The following is an 18,382-nucleotide window of genomic DNA, read 5'->3' on the forward strand; positions in this document are numbered from 1 at the left end:
CACATAGTAATATATGAAATATGAAGTATGATTTTTCAGTTTCAATTTCGATTTCAACTTCAACACTCCGACTTCGCTCAACGCAGCACTACATTTTTTTTTGAAAACATTACCACTACTTTAACATAGGCTTATGCTTATAGACGCTTAATTGGCAAGGGAATGCCGTATATTTATTAAAAGAAAAATTAAAGAAAATTGTTATGAAAAAGTTAGGTTTATTGGCTACACTAAAAGCCAAATCTGGTAAAGAGGATGAAGTAGCTCAATTTATAAAAGGAGCTATTGACCTTGCTCGTCAAGAAGATAAAACGCTCACTTGGTATAGTTTTAAAATTGACGATTCCACCTTCGGAATTTTCGATACGTTTGAAAATGAAACCGGTCGCGATGCCCATTTAAATGGAGATATTGCCAAAGCATTGATGGAAAACGCAGACCGTTTACTTAGTGAAGATCCAGATATTAAAAAAATTGATATCCTTTCTGCAAAATAAAATTTCAGTTTAATAAAAAGCTACCCGTCTTCACGGGCATTTATATATGAGTAAACAAGCATTATTACAGCCCTACACGATGGGCGACTTACAATTACCCAACCGAGTAATCATGGCACCGATGACGAGAAGTCGTGCTAACAATCCAGAAAAAAAACCGACAAAAGACAAGCATGTAATCTATTATCAACAGCGTGCTTCAGCGGGATTGATTATTTCTGAAGGATCACAAGTTTCAGAAAAAGCCGTGGGTTACATACACACGCCGGGTATCCATACCGAAGCACAAGTGAAAGGATGGAAAGAAGTGACAAAAGCTGTACACGAAGCGGACGGACGTATTTTTATTCAGCTCTGGCACGTAGGGCGGATTTCACACCCCGATTTTCACGATGGCGATTTACCACACGCGCCTTCGGCACTGAATCCAGAAGCACAATCGTTTACACCCAATGGTTTTAAAGACACGGTTACGCCTAAAGAAATGACCACCGAAGACATACAGCAAACCATTCAGGATTTTGCCAATGCTGCTAAGAATGCTATGGAAGCCGGTTTTGATGGAGTTGAAATCCATAGTAGTAACGGTTATTTATTTCATCAATTTTTTAATGGCACTTCCAACAAACGAACCGATGAGTACGGTGGCAGTATTGAAAACCGCGCTCGCTTTTTGTTTGACGTGCTTGATGCGATGAAAAAAGTAATGCCAGAAAACAGAATTGGCTTACGGATGAATCCTTCATTACACGGAATCTTTGGTATGACCATGGATGAAGAAACCCTGCCTACGTTTGACTATATGATCAATAAACTGAACGATTATAATTTGGCGTATTTACATCTAAGTGAACCTTTTAACAATGTAAGCGATGTGCCATTTGCAGAAACCGAAATTGCCAAACGGTATCGCCCAATTTACAATGGCACGTTAATGATTAACACCAATTTTGATCAAGAAAAAGGGAATGCAATATTGGAAAGAGGTGATGCCGATTTGGTTGCCTATGGAAAACCCTATGTGAGCAATCCCGATTTGGTAGAACGATTTGAAAAAAACATACCCCTTAGTGACTGGGATAAAGACACTTTTTACACACAAGACAAAGAAGGCTATATTGACTATGAAGCGAAAGCAAGAGAAGAAAGCCTTACTTCGTCATAAATTTTAAACAAAAAACAAAAACTATGAATGAGCAATTAGAAGGATTAAAAACGATAAACCCCGCAACAGAAGAGATAATACAACGCTATCCGTTTATGACGGATAAACAAGCTGAAGAGGCCGTGCAAAAATGTCACAATGCTTTTTTAGACTGGAAAACCAAACCCGTTGAAGAACGCGCTAAAGTAATTAAAGCCATTGGTAAAAGTTTACAAGATCATAAAGAGGAGCTGACAAACTTGATGACGCAAGAAATGGGAAAACTATTGAAACAGAGCAAACAAGAAGTAGATTTATGTTCTGGCATTTGTGATTATACTGCTGAAAACGGTCCTAAGGAATTAGCTGATGAAGACCGAGAACTCCCCAATGGCGGAAAAGGCGTCGTTAATTACTCGCCTATTGGTGTAATATACGGAATACAGCCTTGGAACTTTCCAGCGTATCAAGTTATTCGGTATTCTATTGCCAACTTAATGGCAGGAAATGGCGTGTTACTGAAACATGCCGAAAGTGTAACTGGATGTGCTAAGCTATTAGAAAAAATCTATACTGATGCTGGACTGCCTAAAGACTTATTCACCGTTTTATTGATTAATCACGACCAGTCTGACAAAATCATTGAAAACGACAAAGTGCGAGGCGTTACCCTTACGGGGAGCCCTAAAGCTGGTAAAATTATTGGTGAAAAAGCAGGTGCTGAACTTAAGAAAACAGTATTGGAGTTAGGTAGTAACGATGCCTACCTTGTTTTAGAAGATGCCAATATAGACAAAGCCGTAAAACACTGTGTTAACGGACGTGTATACAACAATGGGGAAACCTGTGTAGCCGCCAAGCGCTTTATTGTAGTAGATAAAGTATATGAAGAATTTAAAGAAGCCTTTGTAAAACGCATGAAAGGTATAAACCACGGCGATCCTATGGATGAAAACTCTAAAATAGGTCCTATGGCACGTAAAGACTTACGGGACGATTTACACGAACAAGTTACGGAGAGTGTGAAAAAAGGAGCCGAAATATTGTGTGGTGGTGAAGTACCAGAAGGCAAAGGTTATTTTTATCCAGCAACCATTCTAGGAAATGTAGAACCTGGACAACCGGCTTATGATGATGAATTGTTTGGCCCCGTAGCCTCACTAATCCACGCCAAAGATGCAGAAGACGCGATGCGTATTGCTAACGACAGCCGTTTTGGATTGGGTGGTGGTATCTTTTCAGAAGATTCTGAAAAGGCTTTTGAACTTGCCAAGAAACATTTTGATACCGGTATGGTGTTTATCAACTCATTTGGATTAGCACAACCTAATATGCCTTTTGGAGGCGTTAAAAACTCTGGTTACGGACGTGAACACGGTGGTTTTGGATTAAAAGAGTTTGTAAATGTGAAGGCAGTGATGGCGTTGAGCTAAGGGCACACAGGGGCTTCGGCACTTCGGCTCCGCTCAGCAACCTCTCCGCTCAGCCACCTTACACTTGGCTTAAAATTTAAAAAGTAAAACGATTACTAATCTAGAAACGAAATTTTATGAATACAGTTAATTTAGAACAAGCAGAAAAAATGATAGCAGCGGCAAAGGCCAAAGCAAAAGAAATAGATACTAAAATGAACATTAGTGTGGTCGATGCAGGTGCCAATCCAGTGGCATTTGTCCGTATGGATGGCGCTTGGCTGGGAAGTGCGGATATCGCACTAAAAAAAGCCAAAACAGCCCGCTTTTTTGATATGAACAGTGGCGAAATTGGCAAGCTTTCACAACCGGGAGAGTCCCTTTTTAATATTGAACACTCTAACGGAGGACTAATTACTTTTCCTGGTGGAATACCTGTTACTAATAACGATGGAACCATTATCGGGGCCATTGGTGTGAGTGGTAGTACGGTTGAAGATGATCATACCGTAGCTAAAGCGGGTGCCGAAGCATTATAAAAGCGCCCTATTTAGTAAACAAGATAAAGCGAGCTGGTATAGCTCGCTTTTTTTATATCACAATATTATTCCTAAAATATCTCATCATTTATTTTAGCGCTTTCTATTATCCTTTCTCCTACTTTGGTTCGAGGGTTGTTCGGGAAACGTGCATTTTTGGAAAATAGCTCCAACCCGTTCCCGAAAGATCCCCGAAGGAAGCCCGAACAAAACCCCTAAAAAAGGGGGTGTATTATGCAATGGATATCAAATGGTGGCAAATAAATGCAACGGCTGTCATATACTAGCATACGACTGCAATAGGTAGCAAGCTCGGTCAAACGTCGTCTAATGCTGTCATATAGTGTCAATTGAGTAGCGTTTATCAACACTTTTGATGGGATGGGGATGTTATAACTTTGGTAGCGCTGTACGGCTATTTTAAACAAGACAGGTTATTTATATTTTAAAGGGTTGGATTGTTAACTTGTAAAGTAGTATCTAAGAAAAAAACAACTCGGACAATTAGCTTTTTTAAGTATATTTGAAAGATACCTCCCCTTTAGTTATATAAAAATATGAACAAACAAAAAGCATAAACCCTGTTTACAGCATGCCAAATAAGGTTGATAAGGGCAATAAAAGTACTTATAAAACTAGTTTGTAAGGCATTTGAAAAAACCTGAGAAAAATGAATGAATTTTACTCTTTAAAAAATGAAAATTCGGCAGAAAACAAATTTCAATTAACTGATTTGGGAAATACTTTTATTTCTGCGATTATAGGAAAACGCTCTAGAACTGGTTGGGGAGAAAGTAAAAATTCAAGTCAAACCTTTTTTAGAGAACCAACGGAAGAAGATTATAATAGACATTTTGCTAATAAAATAATGGACTTTAATCCTACTTATGAAATAGAGCAATTATTAGAATTTCATTTTAAGTTTTACACGAAAAATAATCCTTCAAAAAAAGAAACATTTTTAAAACATATAAAATACATTGTTCTACCAATAATTAAAGGATATAAAAATTCAAATGTTCAAACTGAACTCGTTGAAGAATGGTTAGTAAATAAAATGGGAGGAAAAGAAAGTGATAATTTTAATTTCAAATTTGGAGACATTAATTCGCCCGCTCAATTTCAAATTAATTCTAACAATTCAGTACAAAAACAAAACGTTGAATATTCTAATGAAAACGTTAAAGAGCTTTTTGAGTTAATAAAGAAAGATTTAAAAAAACTCAACATTACTGAGCAAGAGGAATTAAAATATGAAATAAGAAACGCGGAAAATAAATTTGATAAAGGAAAGGATATTCATAACCGACTTCTAATAATTGGAGATTTAATTAAAGATATTGGAATCGGAGTTTTCACAAGCTTAGTTTCTTCACCACTTTATGAAATTATGAAACCATTATTAGGGATATAAAAACGTCTTACAACACCGTATCCTATGAAAAGCACTAGTCCAGTCCTTCACAGTCAATGTTTTAATCTGGCTATATTTATAAGAAAGATAAAAATAGAAATTAAAATTTCAGCTCTGTGCTCAATCCAAAAATAATCACTAATTTACACGCTACGAGACATATACAGAGTCATTAGTAATAATTAAATGACTAAATTACCTGATGGTTAAAGTTCTAAGTATGAAAAAATATACGTTACTATTTGTTCTTTTACTAAGTGTTAGCTATTCGGCATCATCACAAATAAAGGAAACAAAGGAGGTAAAAATACCTACTGTCGAGTTCAGACAAGGGATATACTATTTAGAATTGGATGGTACTACTGCATACGAAAGAGGCTTTCAGCATGGAAGAGCTCTAGAGTTTGTCATCAAAAAATCTCTGGATAATTTTGAAAACTGGATAACGGAAAATACAACGATAAATGTTCCCGGTGAAGCCATTTCCGATTTTGCGACTGGTAAAGGATATATGCAATCTGTCAAAGACCAATTACCTGAATTGTTTAATGAGTTTCAAGGAATTGTTGATGGAGCTCAAGTTGATTTTAACAAGCTTTTTTCTTATCAAAGTTTTGATGAGTTCTATTCTTATTTAGAAGCTGGCAATCATTTTAAGACAAAAGAAGGAAATTGCACCACAACAGGTGTTTTAGGCAGAGAAAACCAAGCAAATTTCCTTACACACAATAATGATCTTCCTAGTTATCATAAAGGTGCAGTAACTGTCTTAAAAGTTAAGTACCCAAACACAGATTTAGTCATCCTCCAACAAACATTTGCTGGTCAGATTGGTCAAAATGGAGTTAACAACTATGGGGTTGCGGTAGGAATTAATACAATAATTGATCTACCTGTATCTAATAACGGAATTCCTGTTTCATTTAATGTACGAAAAATACTGGAGTCAAAGAACATTACCGAATCCCTTGAATATCTCAAAAAGGTAGATTTTGGAACCTCAATGAATTACTTAATTGCTGATAGGGAAACTGCAATTGCAGTAGAAACTTGGGAAGATACTATTCAAGTTATTGACAATAAAGAACAGCAATATATAGCGCATACCAATCATACCCTTCAAAAAAACGCTCCTGTTATTTACCAGATAGATGAAGCTGTAAACGATAGTAGCTTTGGCTATACTTATGCAAGGTTAAATCTAGCTAATAAAATTTTAGAAGCTAATGCTAACACAATAGATTATGAAGGGTTGAGGAAATTAAAATCAACTCCGCCTATACTTAATAGCAACACCATTATGGGTACCATTATAAGTATTCCGAAAAAGGGATTTCCTATTTTATGGACTACTCCAGGTTCGCCCAATTTGTTTGGCCATGTGAAGTTTACATTTGATGAAAAATAAAGCTACTAACAATGGACATGAAATAACACCTCCCGTTCGGTCGGTACGCTTTATTTACGAGCCGTTACACCCAATTAAAACAAAAATTATGAGAACAGCTATAAATAAAATCATAACACTATCATTTTCAATTTTAATTATAGTTACGTTAATTGGTTGTAACTCAAAAAATAAAGACGCAACTAAAGACACACAAAAAGTAACTCCCCAAGATGCTCTTTCCGCCGTGATTGATTCTATTAATTCAGAAATAAATAACGGAGATTATGGATTAATTGACCGTTTTATGGTCATACAAAATGACGAGTTATTGGCAGATTATAAATATGAACAGGACTATGAAATCATTGTTCAAAAATATGACACCACCAATCATCAATACAATTTCAATAATACGGATTGGCACCCTTATTACAAAAAAAGTGAATTGCACACCCTTCAATCAGTAACCAAAAGTATCACCTCAATCCTTTTAGGCATTGCATTGGATTTGAACGAAGGTTATAATGTAAGCAACCAAGCAATGCCGTTGTTGACTGGTTATGATACTGACTTTCAAGATAAACGAAAGCAAAATATATCTATTGAAGATTTATTGACTATGAGAAGTGGAATACAATGGAATGAAGAGACTGATCATAATGACCATACAAATGACTGTTTTAGGCTGGAATCAAGTGACAATTGGATAAAATATGTGTTGAGCAAACCTATGGATACCATACCAGGAACAAAATTTGTGTATAATGGTGGAGGAACCGTGCTTTTAGGTAGGATCGTTAGAACCATTACTGGAAAACGAATCGATAAATGGGCAGAGGAAAAATTATTTGAGCCACTCGGCATCACAGAATACTATTGGAAAGAAACGCCTGATGGAGAAATTGATACAGAAGGCGGTTTATATCTAATGGCAGAAGACTTGGCTAAAATTGGCACATTATTTCTCAATAAAGGAAAATGGAACGGTAAGCAAATTGTGTCTGAAAGTTGGGTCACAACATCCACAAGCCCTTTACTGAAAAACGTAAAACCGCAATGGCGAGATGTAACAGGATATGGGTATCAATGGTGGATTCCTGAATATACGGATAATGGAAAAACCAATATTTATTCCGCCAATGGATATGGAGGTCAGTATTTAATGGTGGCGCCAGCCCACCAGTTAATAATCGTCTTTAATGGCTGGAATATTAATAGTGAGCCAGAAATGTCCACTTATAGAGTTTTGCGAGACAGAATAATCCCTGCACTTAAAAATAAATAACTGGAAACAACGCTTCCTAAAAAAACACGAATCCCTGCTCTAAAATCATTATTTTTATAATTGCTAAATTCAAGACGTGGTTATTGGCACCATTACTTGTTAGACAAAAACATAAAAATAGTATGAGCGCAAGAGGAATTATATTAGTTCTAATGGTTGCAACTCTTTTATTCAGTTGCAACAATGAAAAAACAAAAACAACACCCGAAACTACTCCCGTGAATAAAACGGAAAAGGCGACAGACACCTTAACCAAACACCTAAAACCTTTTAAAGCTGAATTGCCGACCATTGGACTTTTAATGTATAATGGCGTACTACAAAGTGAAGTGATTGCAACTTCAGATGTTTTTGCAAAACCTTCCGAAACTGGCGAACAACTTTTTAACGTCATTAGCATAGCCGAAACCAAACAGCCCATCACGACCGAAGAAGGCATGCACTTTGTTCCAGATTATACGTTTGATAACTGCCCAAAATTAGACGCGCTGTTTGTTCCCAGCGCCTACGATATGTATGCACAAGTACACAACAAAAAAATTGTAGATTTTATTAAAGAGAAAAACAAGGAAACCAAATATACCGTTAGCAATTGCGCCGGTGCTCAATTAATTGGAAGATCTGGAATTGCGGACGGACATAAAATCGTTACTTGGATTGGCGGAGGCGAACAATTGCAAAAAGATTACCCGAAGTTAAAAGTGCAGAACGATAGTTTGGTGACATTCGTGGAAGACGGTAAATTTTTATCTTCTAACGGAAATTTGGCAAGTTATATTTCTGCGCTTACTTTAGTCGAAAAAATGACCAGTCCCGAACACAGAAAGTTTGTTGAAAGCTACCTATACCTGGACCGGCTTCAGAATTGGAAAAAATAATTTTAAAAAATAAGAAACTGCATGTCGCCGGCATATTATACCGATAAAACATTCACAAAGCACCATAACATCGAAAACCCATTACCAAAAGGGGATTATGAAGGTTGCACTTTTAATCAATGTGACTTTTCCAATGCTAACTTGAGTGATTTTCGCTTTATTGAATGTGAGTTTATAGATTGTAATATAAGCAACGTACAACTGAACAAAACGGCATTACAAGATGTAACTTTCACCAACTGCAAGTTATGGGGATTACGGTTTGAGATCTGTAGTACGTTTGGGTTTTCAATTGTGTTTATTAAATGCCAGCTAAATCATGCTTCTTTTTACAAAATGGATGTATCCCGTAGCAGTTTTGTCCACTGCAATTTATTGGAGGTAGATTTTACCGAAAGCAACCTCAGCGGTTGTAAACTGGAACAATGTGATTTGCAGCGAGCCATTTTTCATAGCACCAATCTGGAAAAAACGGACTTTAGAACATCGACCAACTATTCCATAAACCCCGAACGAAACAAACTAAAAGGCGCATTGTTTTCTATGCCAGAGGTGATTGGGCTGCTAAACACTTATAATATACATATTGAGGGCATTAACACCTAATACACCTACTAATGAATTGGATTATCCTTATAATCGCTGGCCTTTTTGAAGTAAGTTTTGCCTTCTGCTTAGGAAAAGCAAAAGAAGCAACCGGCACTATTGCTACGTATTGGTACGTTGGGTTTTTAATCTGTCTTGCCATTAGTATGTTCTTATTGGTAAAAGCCACCCAAACCTTACCTATTGGAACAGCTTATGCAGTCTGGACCGGAATAGGCGCTGTAGGGACTGTACTCATCGGGATTTTTATCTTTAAAGAACCCGCTGACTTCTGGAGAGTCTTCTTTATAACAACCCTTATTATCTCTATTGTAGGGTTAAAAGTTGTTTCCCACTAGCAAAAAGAATTTTAAAACAGGTATTTAGTAACCAATTTATTTTTATGTATCTTTAACTTACCCTATTATCTTTCAACCTACTATAGCTTTCTGGTATTCCGTAAATCGGTTCGGGATTTATACCGTTTCTTTTAAGCGATGTATTGAGCTTATCGAAATATTGTTGGTTTGAAATTTTACTGTTTTTTATTTTTCTTGTGTGTCTTCGGAAGTGCTATTGCACAACGTCCCTTACCCGAGGAATGTTTTTTAAAGAAAACCAATGAAGCTTGGATTAAAGAGTTTAAAAAAGCTGAAACTACCGAGTTTCAGTTAGAGCTCATTAAAGAAAAGCTATTTTCTGACGCCATATATCTAGACAATGAAAAAAAGATTACTCCAAAAGAAGATCGGTGCGGTTGTCCTATTCGGTTTGGTATTATCATCCAAGGTAAAAAATGGTTGGTGCTAGATCTTAACGAAAACCCAGGATTAGAAGATTTATTCCCAGATATAAACACTGAAACCATTGACCGCATAAAGCTAAGCGAGTTTGAAGAAAACAAGCTCAACCGATACGCCGTTGACAACTGTTCCGGCGTTACATTATATACCAACAGTAGAGACCTAAAACGAAGGATACGAAAGTTGGATATAGAATAAAAAGCTATTCCACGCTATACATATCAATTACCGATTACGTCGCCGTTTTGAACCTCCAGATGATTTATTCTTTCGTGAATTATTTCGTTGTGAACGGTGGTTCGCTTTGTTATCGGCTTTTTTGTCCAATACTTCTTTTAAAGTTTCAGTAACCTCAAAACCGGGTATCACTTCACTCTGCAGGCGTTCGCCTAAAAGTTTTTCAATACCACGAACGTATTCATTTTCATCTACACTCACAATAGAAATAGCCTCACCAGAGGCTCCTGCCCTACCGGTACGTCCAATGCGGTGTACATAATCTTCAGGAACGTTGGGTAGTTCATAGTTAATAACGTGTGGCAATAAAGGGATGTCAAGTCCGCGAGCAGCGATATCGGTTGCTACCAATACGCGGGTTTTACCACTTTTAAATCCAGCAAGGGCTTTGGTTCGTGCCCCTTGACTTTTGTTTCCGTGAATGGCTGCAGCCGTTATTCCGGCCTTCTCCAATTTTTGGCTCAAGCGGTTTGCTCCGTGTTTGGTACGGGTGAAAATCAGCACTTGTTGCCAGTCACCCTCATCAATCAGCTTCGTGACCAATTGTGTTTTTTTAGTTTTATCTGTTCGATAAATTAGCTGATCTACTTTTTCTGCCGTAGTATTTTCAGGAGTGGCTTCTACCATCACCGGATTGTGCAAAAAGGTGTTGGCCAGCTTTTTAATATCTTTTGAAAACGTAGCTGAAAACAATAAGTTCTGCCGTTTTGAAGGCATCACTGCAAGAATTTTTTTAATATCGCGAAGAAAACCCATATCGAGCATTCTATCGGCCTCATCCAATACTAATATTTCAATATTGGCTAACGAAACAAGGTTTCGGCTTTGCAAATCGAGCAAACGTCCTGGTGTTGCCACTAAAATATCGACTCCTTTACGTAACGCTTTTATTTGAGGTTTTTCGCTAACACCTCCAAAAATGACAGTACCGTTGCAATTAGTAAACTCACTATACGTGTTTACATCTTCCATTACTTGTGCTGCCAATTCACGGGTTGGGGTTAATACTAAAGCACGAACTGGGCGGTTATGCAAATGTTTTCCTGTGTTTAATATTTGTAACATAGGTAACGTAAAAGCAGCTGTTTTACCGGTTCCTGTTTGTGCAGATGCCAGTACATCTTTACGTTCTAATACTTTAGGGATTGCTTTTTGTTGAATAGGTGATGGAGTAGTATATCCTTTTTTGCTAATAGCTTTTAGCAAGGCTTCGGACAGCCCAAGTGATTTAAATGACATATAGGTTGTTTATAAATGGCTCTGAAGTTTTTAGTACGGCCATTTTTGAATTGACAGCAAAGATACACATATTTTTTCAATGGTAATCTCACTGTATAGTTGTTGGGACTTTTTGATAGCTATAGGAATTATCCTTCTTTTTTCTTACAAAGATTACGTAAAAACACCTAACAGATAAGTAGCTAATTATCAGTAAATTACATATTACATAATTCTAAATCATATTACTATGAAACATTCAATTTACCTTTTGTACATTAGTATCATGCTACTACTAGGATGTAGTAAAGAGGATACAGTATTAGACACCACTAAGCAAATAGATTTTGCTGTAGAATCGATCGATTTTAAATTAACTCCAACTAATAACACTTCAAATATGGTTACCATCTCTGGAAGTATTATAAATGTTGGAGATTCTTTTTTTTCAGAAGGAGTAAAGCAAACTTTTTATTTATACGAAAGACCTTGGGGAACCGCCATAAACAGTAACGGAAATTTAATCGCCAAAAAAGAATTTTCGGCTTTAGAAACTGGAGAAAACATAACGATTGATTATTTAAGAGAATGGAATACTGAAATGTATTCAAATGGAATTTTTTGTCCTTCCTATCGGTTAGTCATTCGACATGATAGTGAAGTTGATGCATTTCCATTTCAAGATAGCAACCCAACAAATAATATGATGGAACGATTTGGAAGTGACATTAATTTGCTTTTTTAAAGATATTAGCAGTAATTACGACCCTGTTGCATTTTTAAAACTTTATATATCTTTAGAATCTTAAAAGCAACACTATTTATGAGACAACTTCCTATTTTTATAGCCTTATTAATATTAACTCCCCTTTTATCACAAACCGAACAAGAAAAAGTAAAGACAACCGTCTCAAAAAGTGATATTGAAGGACACATTTATTTTTTAGCAGACGATTTATTAAAAGGGCGAGAAACCGGAACTCCTGAAAATAAAATTGCGGCTTCCTACTTAGCCAATACCTTACGTGGCTATGGTGTAAAACCTAATCCCGCCACAAACAGTTACTACCAAACGATACCGATGCAAGAAGTAACTCCACCAAGACGCTTTACACTTTCTGTAGATGGTACTGAATACAAAAACAAGGTTGTTTTACAAACTTCAAAAATGGATTTTACAGGCAAAGCTGTTTATGTAGGCTATGGGCTTGAAGATGATTACAACGAAAAAAATGTAAAAGAAAAAATTGTATTAGTACAAGCTGGAGGTCCTAATGCAAAAGATGCCCGTGCTGCTTTTGGGTTACGAGAAAAGAAAGCAGAACTCGCCAAAAAAACGGGTGCTATTGGTATTATTGAATTTATAAACGCTGCTCCGCAGATGTGGGGCTATATAGACCACAATTTTAATAGCAAACGATTGGAAATTGCAGAAACGGTAAATCAAGCCAGTAAAGAAGATTCTTTTGCCTATGTGTGGATACAAGATGAAAACGGAACCTATGCAGACGCGTTGAAAAGTAAAGGAGAAATGCCCATAAACATGATGATGGAAGGTGAAAACCGAGTAAAAGTCACCTCGCAAAATGTAGTAGGTTTAGTTGAAGGGACAGATCCCAAGCTTAAAAACGAATACATAATTTATTCTGCCCATTACGACCACGTTGGAGTTGGCCAACCTGATAAAACCGGGGATACTATTTACAATGGAGCCAGAGATAATGCTGTGGGGGTTACAACCGTATTGAGCATGGCCGAAAACATGGCAAAGTATCCTACCAAACGTTCTGCGCTATTTATTCTTTTTACAGGAGAAGAAAAAGGATTGTTAGGCAGCAAATATTATGTGGACAATCCAATTGTACCGCTTGACCAAATGGTCTATTGTTTTAACAGTGACAATGGCGGATATAATGATACCTCCATTGCTACCATTGTAGGATTAACACGAACCACTGCAGAAAAAAATATTGAGGATGCCGCCTCTACTTTCGGTCTTAAAGCAAATGAAGATCCACAACCCGAAAACAATCTTTTTAATCGGAGCGACAATGTACATTTTGCCAAAAAAGGAATTCCTTCGCCTACTTTTACTTTAGGTTTTACAGATTTTGCGCAAGCTACCAAACACTACCACCGCCGAAGTGACGAAGCAGACACCCTAGATTATGATTATTTACTGAAATTTTTCCGGGCGTATGTTTTATCAGGACGAAACATTGCTAACGATCCCACTACCCCTTTTTGGGTTTCTGGCGATCTTTATGAAGAAGCTGGGAAGAAACTTTATAAAAAATAGAACCCCTTTATATTAAAAAAGCCTTTCCAAAATATGGAAAGGCTTTTCGTTTAGGGGCAAAAAAGGCTTAAAGCTTCACAAATGTCAGTAGGTCTGTACTACCATCACCACCGCTTATATCTTTTAAATCAACTTGAACGGTTGTAAATTGCTCTACATCCCAATCGTCGTTTAAATCATCAAACGGGTCATCTTCATTGTCAATTTCAAAATTCAACACCAAGTCAAGTCCAGAGCTGCTTGTTGTTACAGCCCAAGTTCCGTTAACAGTATCGCTATTACTTTCGGCAATGGCTGTTCCATCTGCATTAAAGGTAAAAGCGTAGCCATTATAATCATTGGTTTCATCATCGCCATCATCTATATAACTGCCTACGCTCCACTGACCATCTTGTAAGATCGTTTCTAAATTATCTGTGTTACCACCTCCATTACAATCTTCGTAGGGGTTTCTTCCAAAGTTCAGGTAGTCAGTACCGCCATTGCCACCACTTATATCAATAAGTTTTATAATGTTGGCATCAAATTCCTGTACGTCCCAATCGTCGTTTAAATCGTCAAATGGATCATCCTCACCAGTAATTTCAAAATTTAACACTAGATCTAGACCACTACTACTGTTAGTTACAGCCCAAGTTCCGTTTACGGTATTATTATCACTTACAGCAACCACTGTTTCGTCACTATTAAATGTGAATTGATATGCTACATAATCACAGGTTTCATCATTTCCATCGTCGTCTAAAAGATTAACGTACCAATTATCAGTTGTCAGGCTATCGACAAATGTTCCCGTATCGCCATTACCTCCGCCTCCACCTCCGGATGGGTTGCGTTCAAAGGTTAAAAAGTCAACACTACCGTCGCCACCGCTTATGTGTTTCAGTTTTATAATTTCTGAAGTGGCTTCAATAATATCCCAATCTTCGTCCAATTCATCAAAAGGGTCGTTATTTCCGAAGAAAAGTTCAAGATCTTGCGTACTACTTGAAGTTAGATTCCAAGTCCCTTCCACAGTGTTTGAACCATTAGTTGCTTGGGCAGTATTATCTGTGGCGAATGTAAATTCGTACCCCGCAAAATCGGAGGTTTCATCTTCATCATCAAAGAAATAGGTTACAAACCAAGAATCGGACGTGAGAATGGTTTCAAAATCACTGGGTACCTCGTCACCACCACTGGATGAGCAATCGGTTATCAAGGCAAGCAATTCGGCGTTGTTAGCTACGTCAACCACAGTACCATCTTTCAGCACTACTGAAATTGGGTAATCCATTGCAATATAAGTTCCTGATTCTAAAGAGAGCAAAAAGCTCAATAATTCTGAATCACTAGTGACCGTTTGAGTTCCTATTTGTTCATTATTTGAATTGTAAATAAAGAAATTTAACGGGTACACAAAATCGATGCAATCTATAGATTCATTATCAGAATCGTCTGAAGTTCGTTGTATTAGGCTGGCCAGTTCCGAGCCTTGTTCTATAGCTTCAGAATTTGTTGGATCTGAAGGCGCAGTATCATCTTCTGAACAAGAGCTTACCACAAAAGCAAAAGCCAAGAATGTCATTAATACTATTTTTTTGGTTACGTTTTTCATAATGTTTTTTTTAAAGGTTATGTATTAATAAAACAATTAACTTGTTGTTTACCCTACCTTATTTTTCAGAAAAAAAGAAATAAAAAAACTAGTATACAAAAAAACCACCCTCGAAGGAGAGCGGCTTTTATAAAACAAAAATCAGAAAAATTATACAGGTTAAATCTTTTCAAAAACTAAGTTATCGGTACCACCGTTACCACCACTTATGTCAATCAATTCAATTTTTAAATTGGTTGCAGAAACAAGGTCCCAATCATCATTTAAATCTTCAAAATCGTTTGTTTCTGGAACATTAAAAAAGAGATTAAAGTCTACATCATCAGAGCTGCCGTCATCATCGTCTGATGAGTTACTGCTATCGTTTACAGACCACGTTCCTGAAACTGACAGCTCACCTCTATTTGTTATAACTGTTCCATTGCTATTGAAAGTAAAGACGAAACCGTTAAAGTCTGACGTTTCATCATCGCCAGAATCGATAAACTGTGTTATTCTCCACGTCCCCGTTTGTGCAATTTCTGTAGTTTGATTTGCATTAATGTTATTTTGGTTATCATCGTTATTATTATCGTCGTCACCTGAACAGCTTGTCACTACAGCTACGTACATAATAATTATAAGGATACTTGTTATTTTCGTTTTCATAGTTTTCATATTTTCTAAGTGTTATTTTATTATTATTAATTCTTTTTAAAGGTTAAGGTATCTTCAATATTTCCATCACTGTCACGTATAATAAAGGTTGCTGAAGTTTCAGAAAATTGAAGCACTCTATAATCGTCGTCATCTGCATCATTAATAGGGCTGTCCATATCGAACTCATAATTCAACTCCTCGCCAACAACCGAAACAATCCATATTCCATCTACATTCTCAGAACCATTGGTTGCGGTTACGGTTTGGTTTGAAAAGAACGTAAAGTCGTAGCCATTAAACACATTGGTTTCGTTATCACCATCGTCTAAGTAGGTATCTACATACCACGTTCCGGTTTGTAATATATCCCTCAATTCTTGGGGGTCAGGATCATTTCCTCCTCCCCCGCCATTTGGTTCACGTTCAAAAGTCAATAGGTCCGTACTGTTACCGCCGCCGCTCTCATCGCTTAATCTAATTATTATTTGAGAGGATTCCAGCACATCCCAATCGTCATTTAAATCTTCAAAAGGATCATCGCTTCCCGTATTATCGAAGTTGAGCACCAAGTCCAAACCTGTCTCTTCATCTTCAATGGACCAAAACCCATTTATTGTTTCAGAAGTACTTACAGCCGTTGCCGAACCATCAATAAAAAAGCTGAACTCATACCCATTATAATCGGTTGTATCATCATTTCCATCATCTTGAAACAAGGTTACAAACCAGTTTCCTGTAGTGAGGTTTTCAATTAAAATATTTACATCTTCGTTATTTCCACCCGTGTTAGGCGTTCGTTCATAGGTAAGATAATCTACACTACCATCACCGCCACTTATATGTTTTAAGCGTATGATTTCTGAAGTGGCTTCGATAATCTCCCAATCTTCATCCAATTCATCAAAAGGATCATTAGTTCCGAAGAATAGTTCTAAATCTGGGGTACTACTCGTAGTCAGATTCCAAGTTCCGGGCACGGTATTGGTTCCATTGGTCGCTAGTGCGGTATTGTCGGTTGCAAAAGTAAACTCGTATCCATTAAAATCGCTAGTTTCATCAAAATCATCAAAAAAGTAGGTTACATACCAACTTCCAGTGGTTAGGTTTTCTTCAAATTCACTAAGCTCACCTTCGCCATTATCATCATCACAATTGGCATTGGCCAATAAATCTTCTAATTCTTGGTTGCTATTCACCTCAACAGTAGTTCCATCTTCCAAAATAACTGAAATTGGAAAATCGATACTGATAATATCATCGCTATCTAAATTAAATAGTAGTAAATACAGTTCAATATCACTATTAATTGTAACCGTTCCAGTCTGTTCGTCATTAGAGTTGTAGGTGAAAATGGTAATTGGATATGCAAAATCAATACAACCAATTTCAGACTCTCCTTGACAGGCTGCAATAAGCGCATTTAATTCCGCTTGGTCGTTAATTTCAACTTCTGAAAAATCCTGAAGAATAAGGGTTATGGGGAATACAATTTCAAGCGTATCGGTATCATTGGGGAACTGATCAAAAATATCTTGAATTAGTGAAATATCGGCTTCGCTTTCTAATATCACTTTCTGTCCGTTGGCAATTACAGTTGCTGGATATTTAACCTGCGTGCAACTGTTACCATCAATTATATCGTCATTGCTTCCGGGATTTTGGGAAGTACGTATCAATAAGTTGGCTAACGTTGAGTTTGAGGTAATGGTTTCATCTTGGTCTGTTTCGTCTATAAACTCAGTCTCCTCTTTTTGGCATGAGCTAAACAATAATCCAAAACACAGGATTAAAAAGGTATATATCGTAATGTTTCTTTTCATGTTTTTGTAGGGTCTGTGTAAGTGAAACAAGTTACTTCAAAAATACCCTACCTAAGTTACAAAACTTTTTTTTGAATATATTTGAAGTCACACCCTACCCTATGGATAAAAACTCAACCATTTGTAATGAAAACACTTTTAATAGAGTGTATAAAGAACATGGAAAGACCATTTGGCGGTTTATCTATTTTAAATGTGGTAACGAAGCACAAGCAGAGGATTTGGTACAAGACGCTTTTATAAAATTGTGGCAAAACTGTGCTAAAGTGCCAGTAGAAAAGGCAAAATCGTTTTTATACACCATTACCAACAATGCTTTTTTAAATGAAGTAGCCCATAAAAAAGTGGTATTAAAGCACGCCAAGCATCAACCAGATAGAGTGGAAAACCAATCGCCTCAATTTTTATTGGAAGAAAAGCAATACCATGAGAAATTGCAAAGTGCCATCGCCAATTTAACCGAAGCCCAGCGCACCGCTTTTTTATTAAACCGGATTGAAGGGAAAAAATACAGGGAGATTGCTGAAATCTTGAATATTTCAGTAAAAGCAGTCGAAAAAAGAATGAGTTTAGCTTTAAAATCACTTCGTGACGAAATAGGTGAACTTTAAAGTAGGGTAAAAAC

At 36.8% G+C, this 18,382-nt stretch carries 18 protein-coding genes; 14 read left to right on the forward strand and 4 right to left on the reverse strand.

Going from position 1 to position 18,382, the window contains the following annotated elements:
• Nucleotides 1-203 precede the first annotated feature (203 nt).
• The 11 genes from DZ858_RS00590 (at nucleotide 204) to DZ858_RS00640 (ending at nucleotide 10,145) form a co-directional block, all read left to right on the forward strand.
• On the forward strand, nucleotides 204-497 hold the full coding sequence (locus DZ858_RS00590; RefSeq protein ID WP_117157638.1) for a putative quinol monooxygenase: 294 nt from the start codon (nucleotides 204-206) through the stop codon (nucleotides 495-497).
• Between the two features lie 46 nt (nucleotides 498-543).
• The gene (locus tag DZ858_RS00595; protein ID WP_117157639.1) at nucleotides 544-1,662 is read left to right on the forward strand and encodes an alkene reductase; all 1,119 of its coding nucleotides are present in this window, start codon (nucleotides 544-546) and stop codon (nucleotides 1,660-1,662) included.
• Nucleotides 1,663-1,685: 23 nt separating this feature from the next.
• Nucleotides 1,686-3,074, forward strand: a complete 1,389-nt coding sequence (locus DZ858_RS00600; RefSeq protein ID WP_117157640.1) for an NAD-dependent succinate-semialdehyde dehydrogenase — start codon at nucleotides 1,686-1,688, stop codon at nucleotides 3,072-3,074.
• A 116-nt stretch (nucleotides 3,075-3,190) separates the two neighbouring features.
• A complete protein-coding gene (locus DZ858_RS00605) occupies nucleotides 3,191-3,592 on the forward strand; it encodes a GlcG/HbpS family heme-binding protein (RefSeq protein WP_117157641.1) in 402 nt (133 codons plus the stop codon).
• A 670-nt stretch (nucleotides 3,593-4,262) separates the two neighbouring features.
• The gene (locus DZ858_RS00610) at nucleotides 4,263-5,006 is read left to right on the forward strand and encodes a hypothetical protein (RefSeq protein WP_117157642.1); all 744 of its coding nucleotides are present in this window, start codon (nucleotides 4,263-4,265) and stop codon (nucleotides 5,004-5,006) included.
• A 220-nt stretch (nucleotides 5,007-5,226) separates the two neighbouring features.
• The gene (locus tag DZ858_RS00615) at nucleotides 5,227-6,414 is read left to right on the forward strand and encodes a C45 family autoproteolytic acyltransferase/hydolase (protein WP_158548331.1); all 1,188 of its coding nucleotides are present in this window, start codon (nucleotides 5,227-5,229) and stop codon (nucleotides 6,412-6,414) included.
• Nucleotides 6,404-7,681: a serine hydrolase domain-containing protein gene (locus tag DZ858_RS00620; RefSeq protein ID WP_117157644.1), complete on the forward strand. Its 1,278-nt coding sequence runs from the start codon at nucleotides 6,404-6,406 to the stop codon at nucleotides 7,679-7,681. Before DZ858_RS00615 ends, DZ858_RS00620 begins: the two co-directional genes overlap by 11 nt.
• Nucleotides 7,682-7,803: 122 nt before the next feature.
• On the forward strand, nucleotides 7,804-8,559 hold the full coding sequence (locus DZ858_RS00625) for a DJ-1/PfpI family protein (protein ID WP_117157645.1): 756 nt from the start codon (nucleotides 7,804-7,806) through the stop codon (nucleotides 8,557-8,559).
• A gap of 21 nt (nucleotides 8,560-8,580) precedes the next feature.
• On the forward strand, nucleotides 8,581-9,165 hold the full coding sequence (locus DZ858_RS00630; RefSeq protein ID WP_117157646.1) for a pentapeptide repeat-containing protein: 585 nt from the start codon (nucleotides 8,581-8,583) through the stop codon (nucleotides 9,163-9,165).
• An 11-nt stretch (nucleotides 9,166-9,176) separates the two neighbouring features.
• Nucleotides 9,177-9,503: a DMT family transporter gene (locus tag DZ858_RS00635; RefSeq protein ID WP_117157647.1), complete on the forward strand. Its 327-nt coding sequence runs from the start codon at nucleotides 9,177-9,179 to the stop codon at nucleotides 9,501-9,503.
• A 168-nt stretch (nucleotides 9,504-9,671) separates the two neighbouring features.
• Nucleotides 9,672-10,145, forward strand: a complete 474-nt coding sequence (locus DZ858_RS00640; protein ID WP_147309552.1) for a hypothetical protein — start codon at nucleotides 9,672-9,674, stop codon at nucleotides 10,143-10,145.
• 27 nt (nucleotides 10,146-10,172) lie between these two features.
• On the opposite strand, the gene DZ858_RS00645 is transcribed toward DZ858_RS00640, so the two are convergent.
• A complete protein-coding gene (locus DZ858_RS00645) occupies nucleotides 10,173-11,423 on the reverse strand; it encodes a DEAD/DEAH box helicase (RefSeq protein WP_117157649.1) in 1,251 nt (416 codons plus the stop codon).
• 229 nt (nucleotides 11,424-11,652) lie between these two features.
• Between DZ858_RS00645 and DZ858_RS00650 the strand changes: the two genes are divergently transcribed.
• Entirely contained in the window at nucleotides 11,653-12,147 is a 495-nt protein-coding gene (locus DZ858_RS00650) for a hypothetical protein (RefSeq protein ID WP_147309553.1), read from the forward strand.
• Nucleotides 12,148-12,225: 78 nt separating this feature from the next.
• The gene (locus tag DZ858_RS00655; protein ID WP_117157651.1) at nucleotides 12,226-13,701 is read left to right on the forward strand and encodes a M28 family peptidase; all 1,476 of its coding nucleotides are present in this window, start codon (nucleotides 12,226-12,228) and stop codon (nucleotides 13,699-13,701) included.
• A 67-nt stretch (nucleotides 13,702-13,768) separates the two neighbouring features.
• Here the strand turns inward: DZ858_RS00655 and DZ858_RS00660 are convergent, their stop codons facing one another.
• The 3 genes from DZ858_RS00660 to DZ858_RS00670 all read right to left on the reverse strand — a co-directional run bounded on the left by DZ858_RS00660 (nucleotide 13,769) and on the right by DZ858_RS00670 (nucleotide 17,757).
• Entirely contained in the window at nucleotides 13,769-15,298 is a 1,530-nt protein-coding gene (locus DZ858_RS00660) for a hypothetical protein (RefSeq protein ID WP_117157652.1), read from the reverse strand.
• A gap of 159 nt (nucleotides 15,299-15,457) precedes the next feature.
• Nucleotides 15,458-15,946 (reverse strand): hypothetical protein, encoded by a 489-nt coding sequence (locus DZ858_RS00665; protein WP_239990693.1) that lies wholly within the window; start codon nucleotides 15,944-15,946, stop codon nucleotides 15,458-15,460.
• Nucleotides 15,947-15,981: 35 nt separating this feature from the next.
• Nucleotides 15,982-17,757, reverse strand: a complete 1,776-nt coding sequence (locus tag DZ858_RS00670; protein ID WP_117157653.1) for a hypothetical protein — start codon at nucleotides 17,755-17,757, stop codon at nucleotides 15,982-15,984.
• 101 nt (nucleotides 17,758-17,858) lie between these two features.
• Here DZ858_RS00670 and DZ858_RS00675 point away from each other — a divergent pair, with 101 nt between their 5' ends.
• Nucleotides 17,859-18,368, forward strand: coding sequence for an RNA polymerase sigma factor (locus DZ858_RS00675; protein ID WP_117157654.1), 510 nt, complete (start codon nucleotides 17,859-17,861; stop codon nucleotides 18,366-18,368).
• The last annotated feature ends 14 nt before the right edge of the window (nucleotides 18,369-18,382 follow it).

Origin of the sequence: Marixanthomonas ophiurae (assembly GCF_003413745.1) — a bacterium.
Lineage (GTDB): Bacteria > Bacteroidota > Bacteroidia > Flavobacteriales > Flavobacteriaceae > Marixanthomonas > Marixanthomonas ophiurae.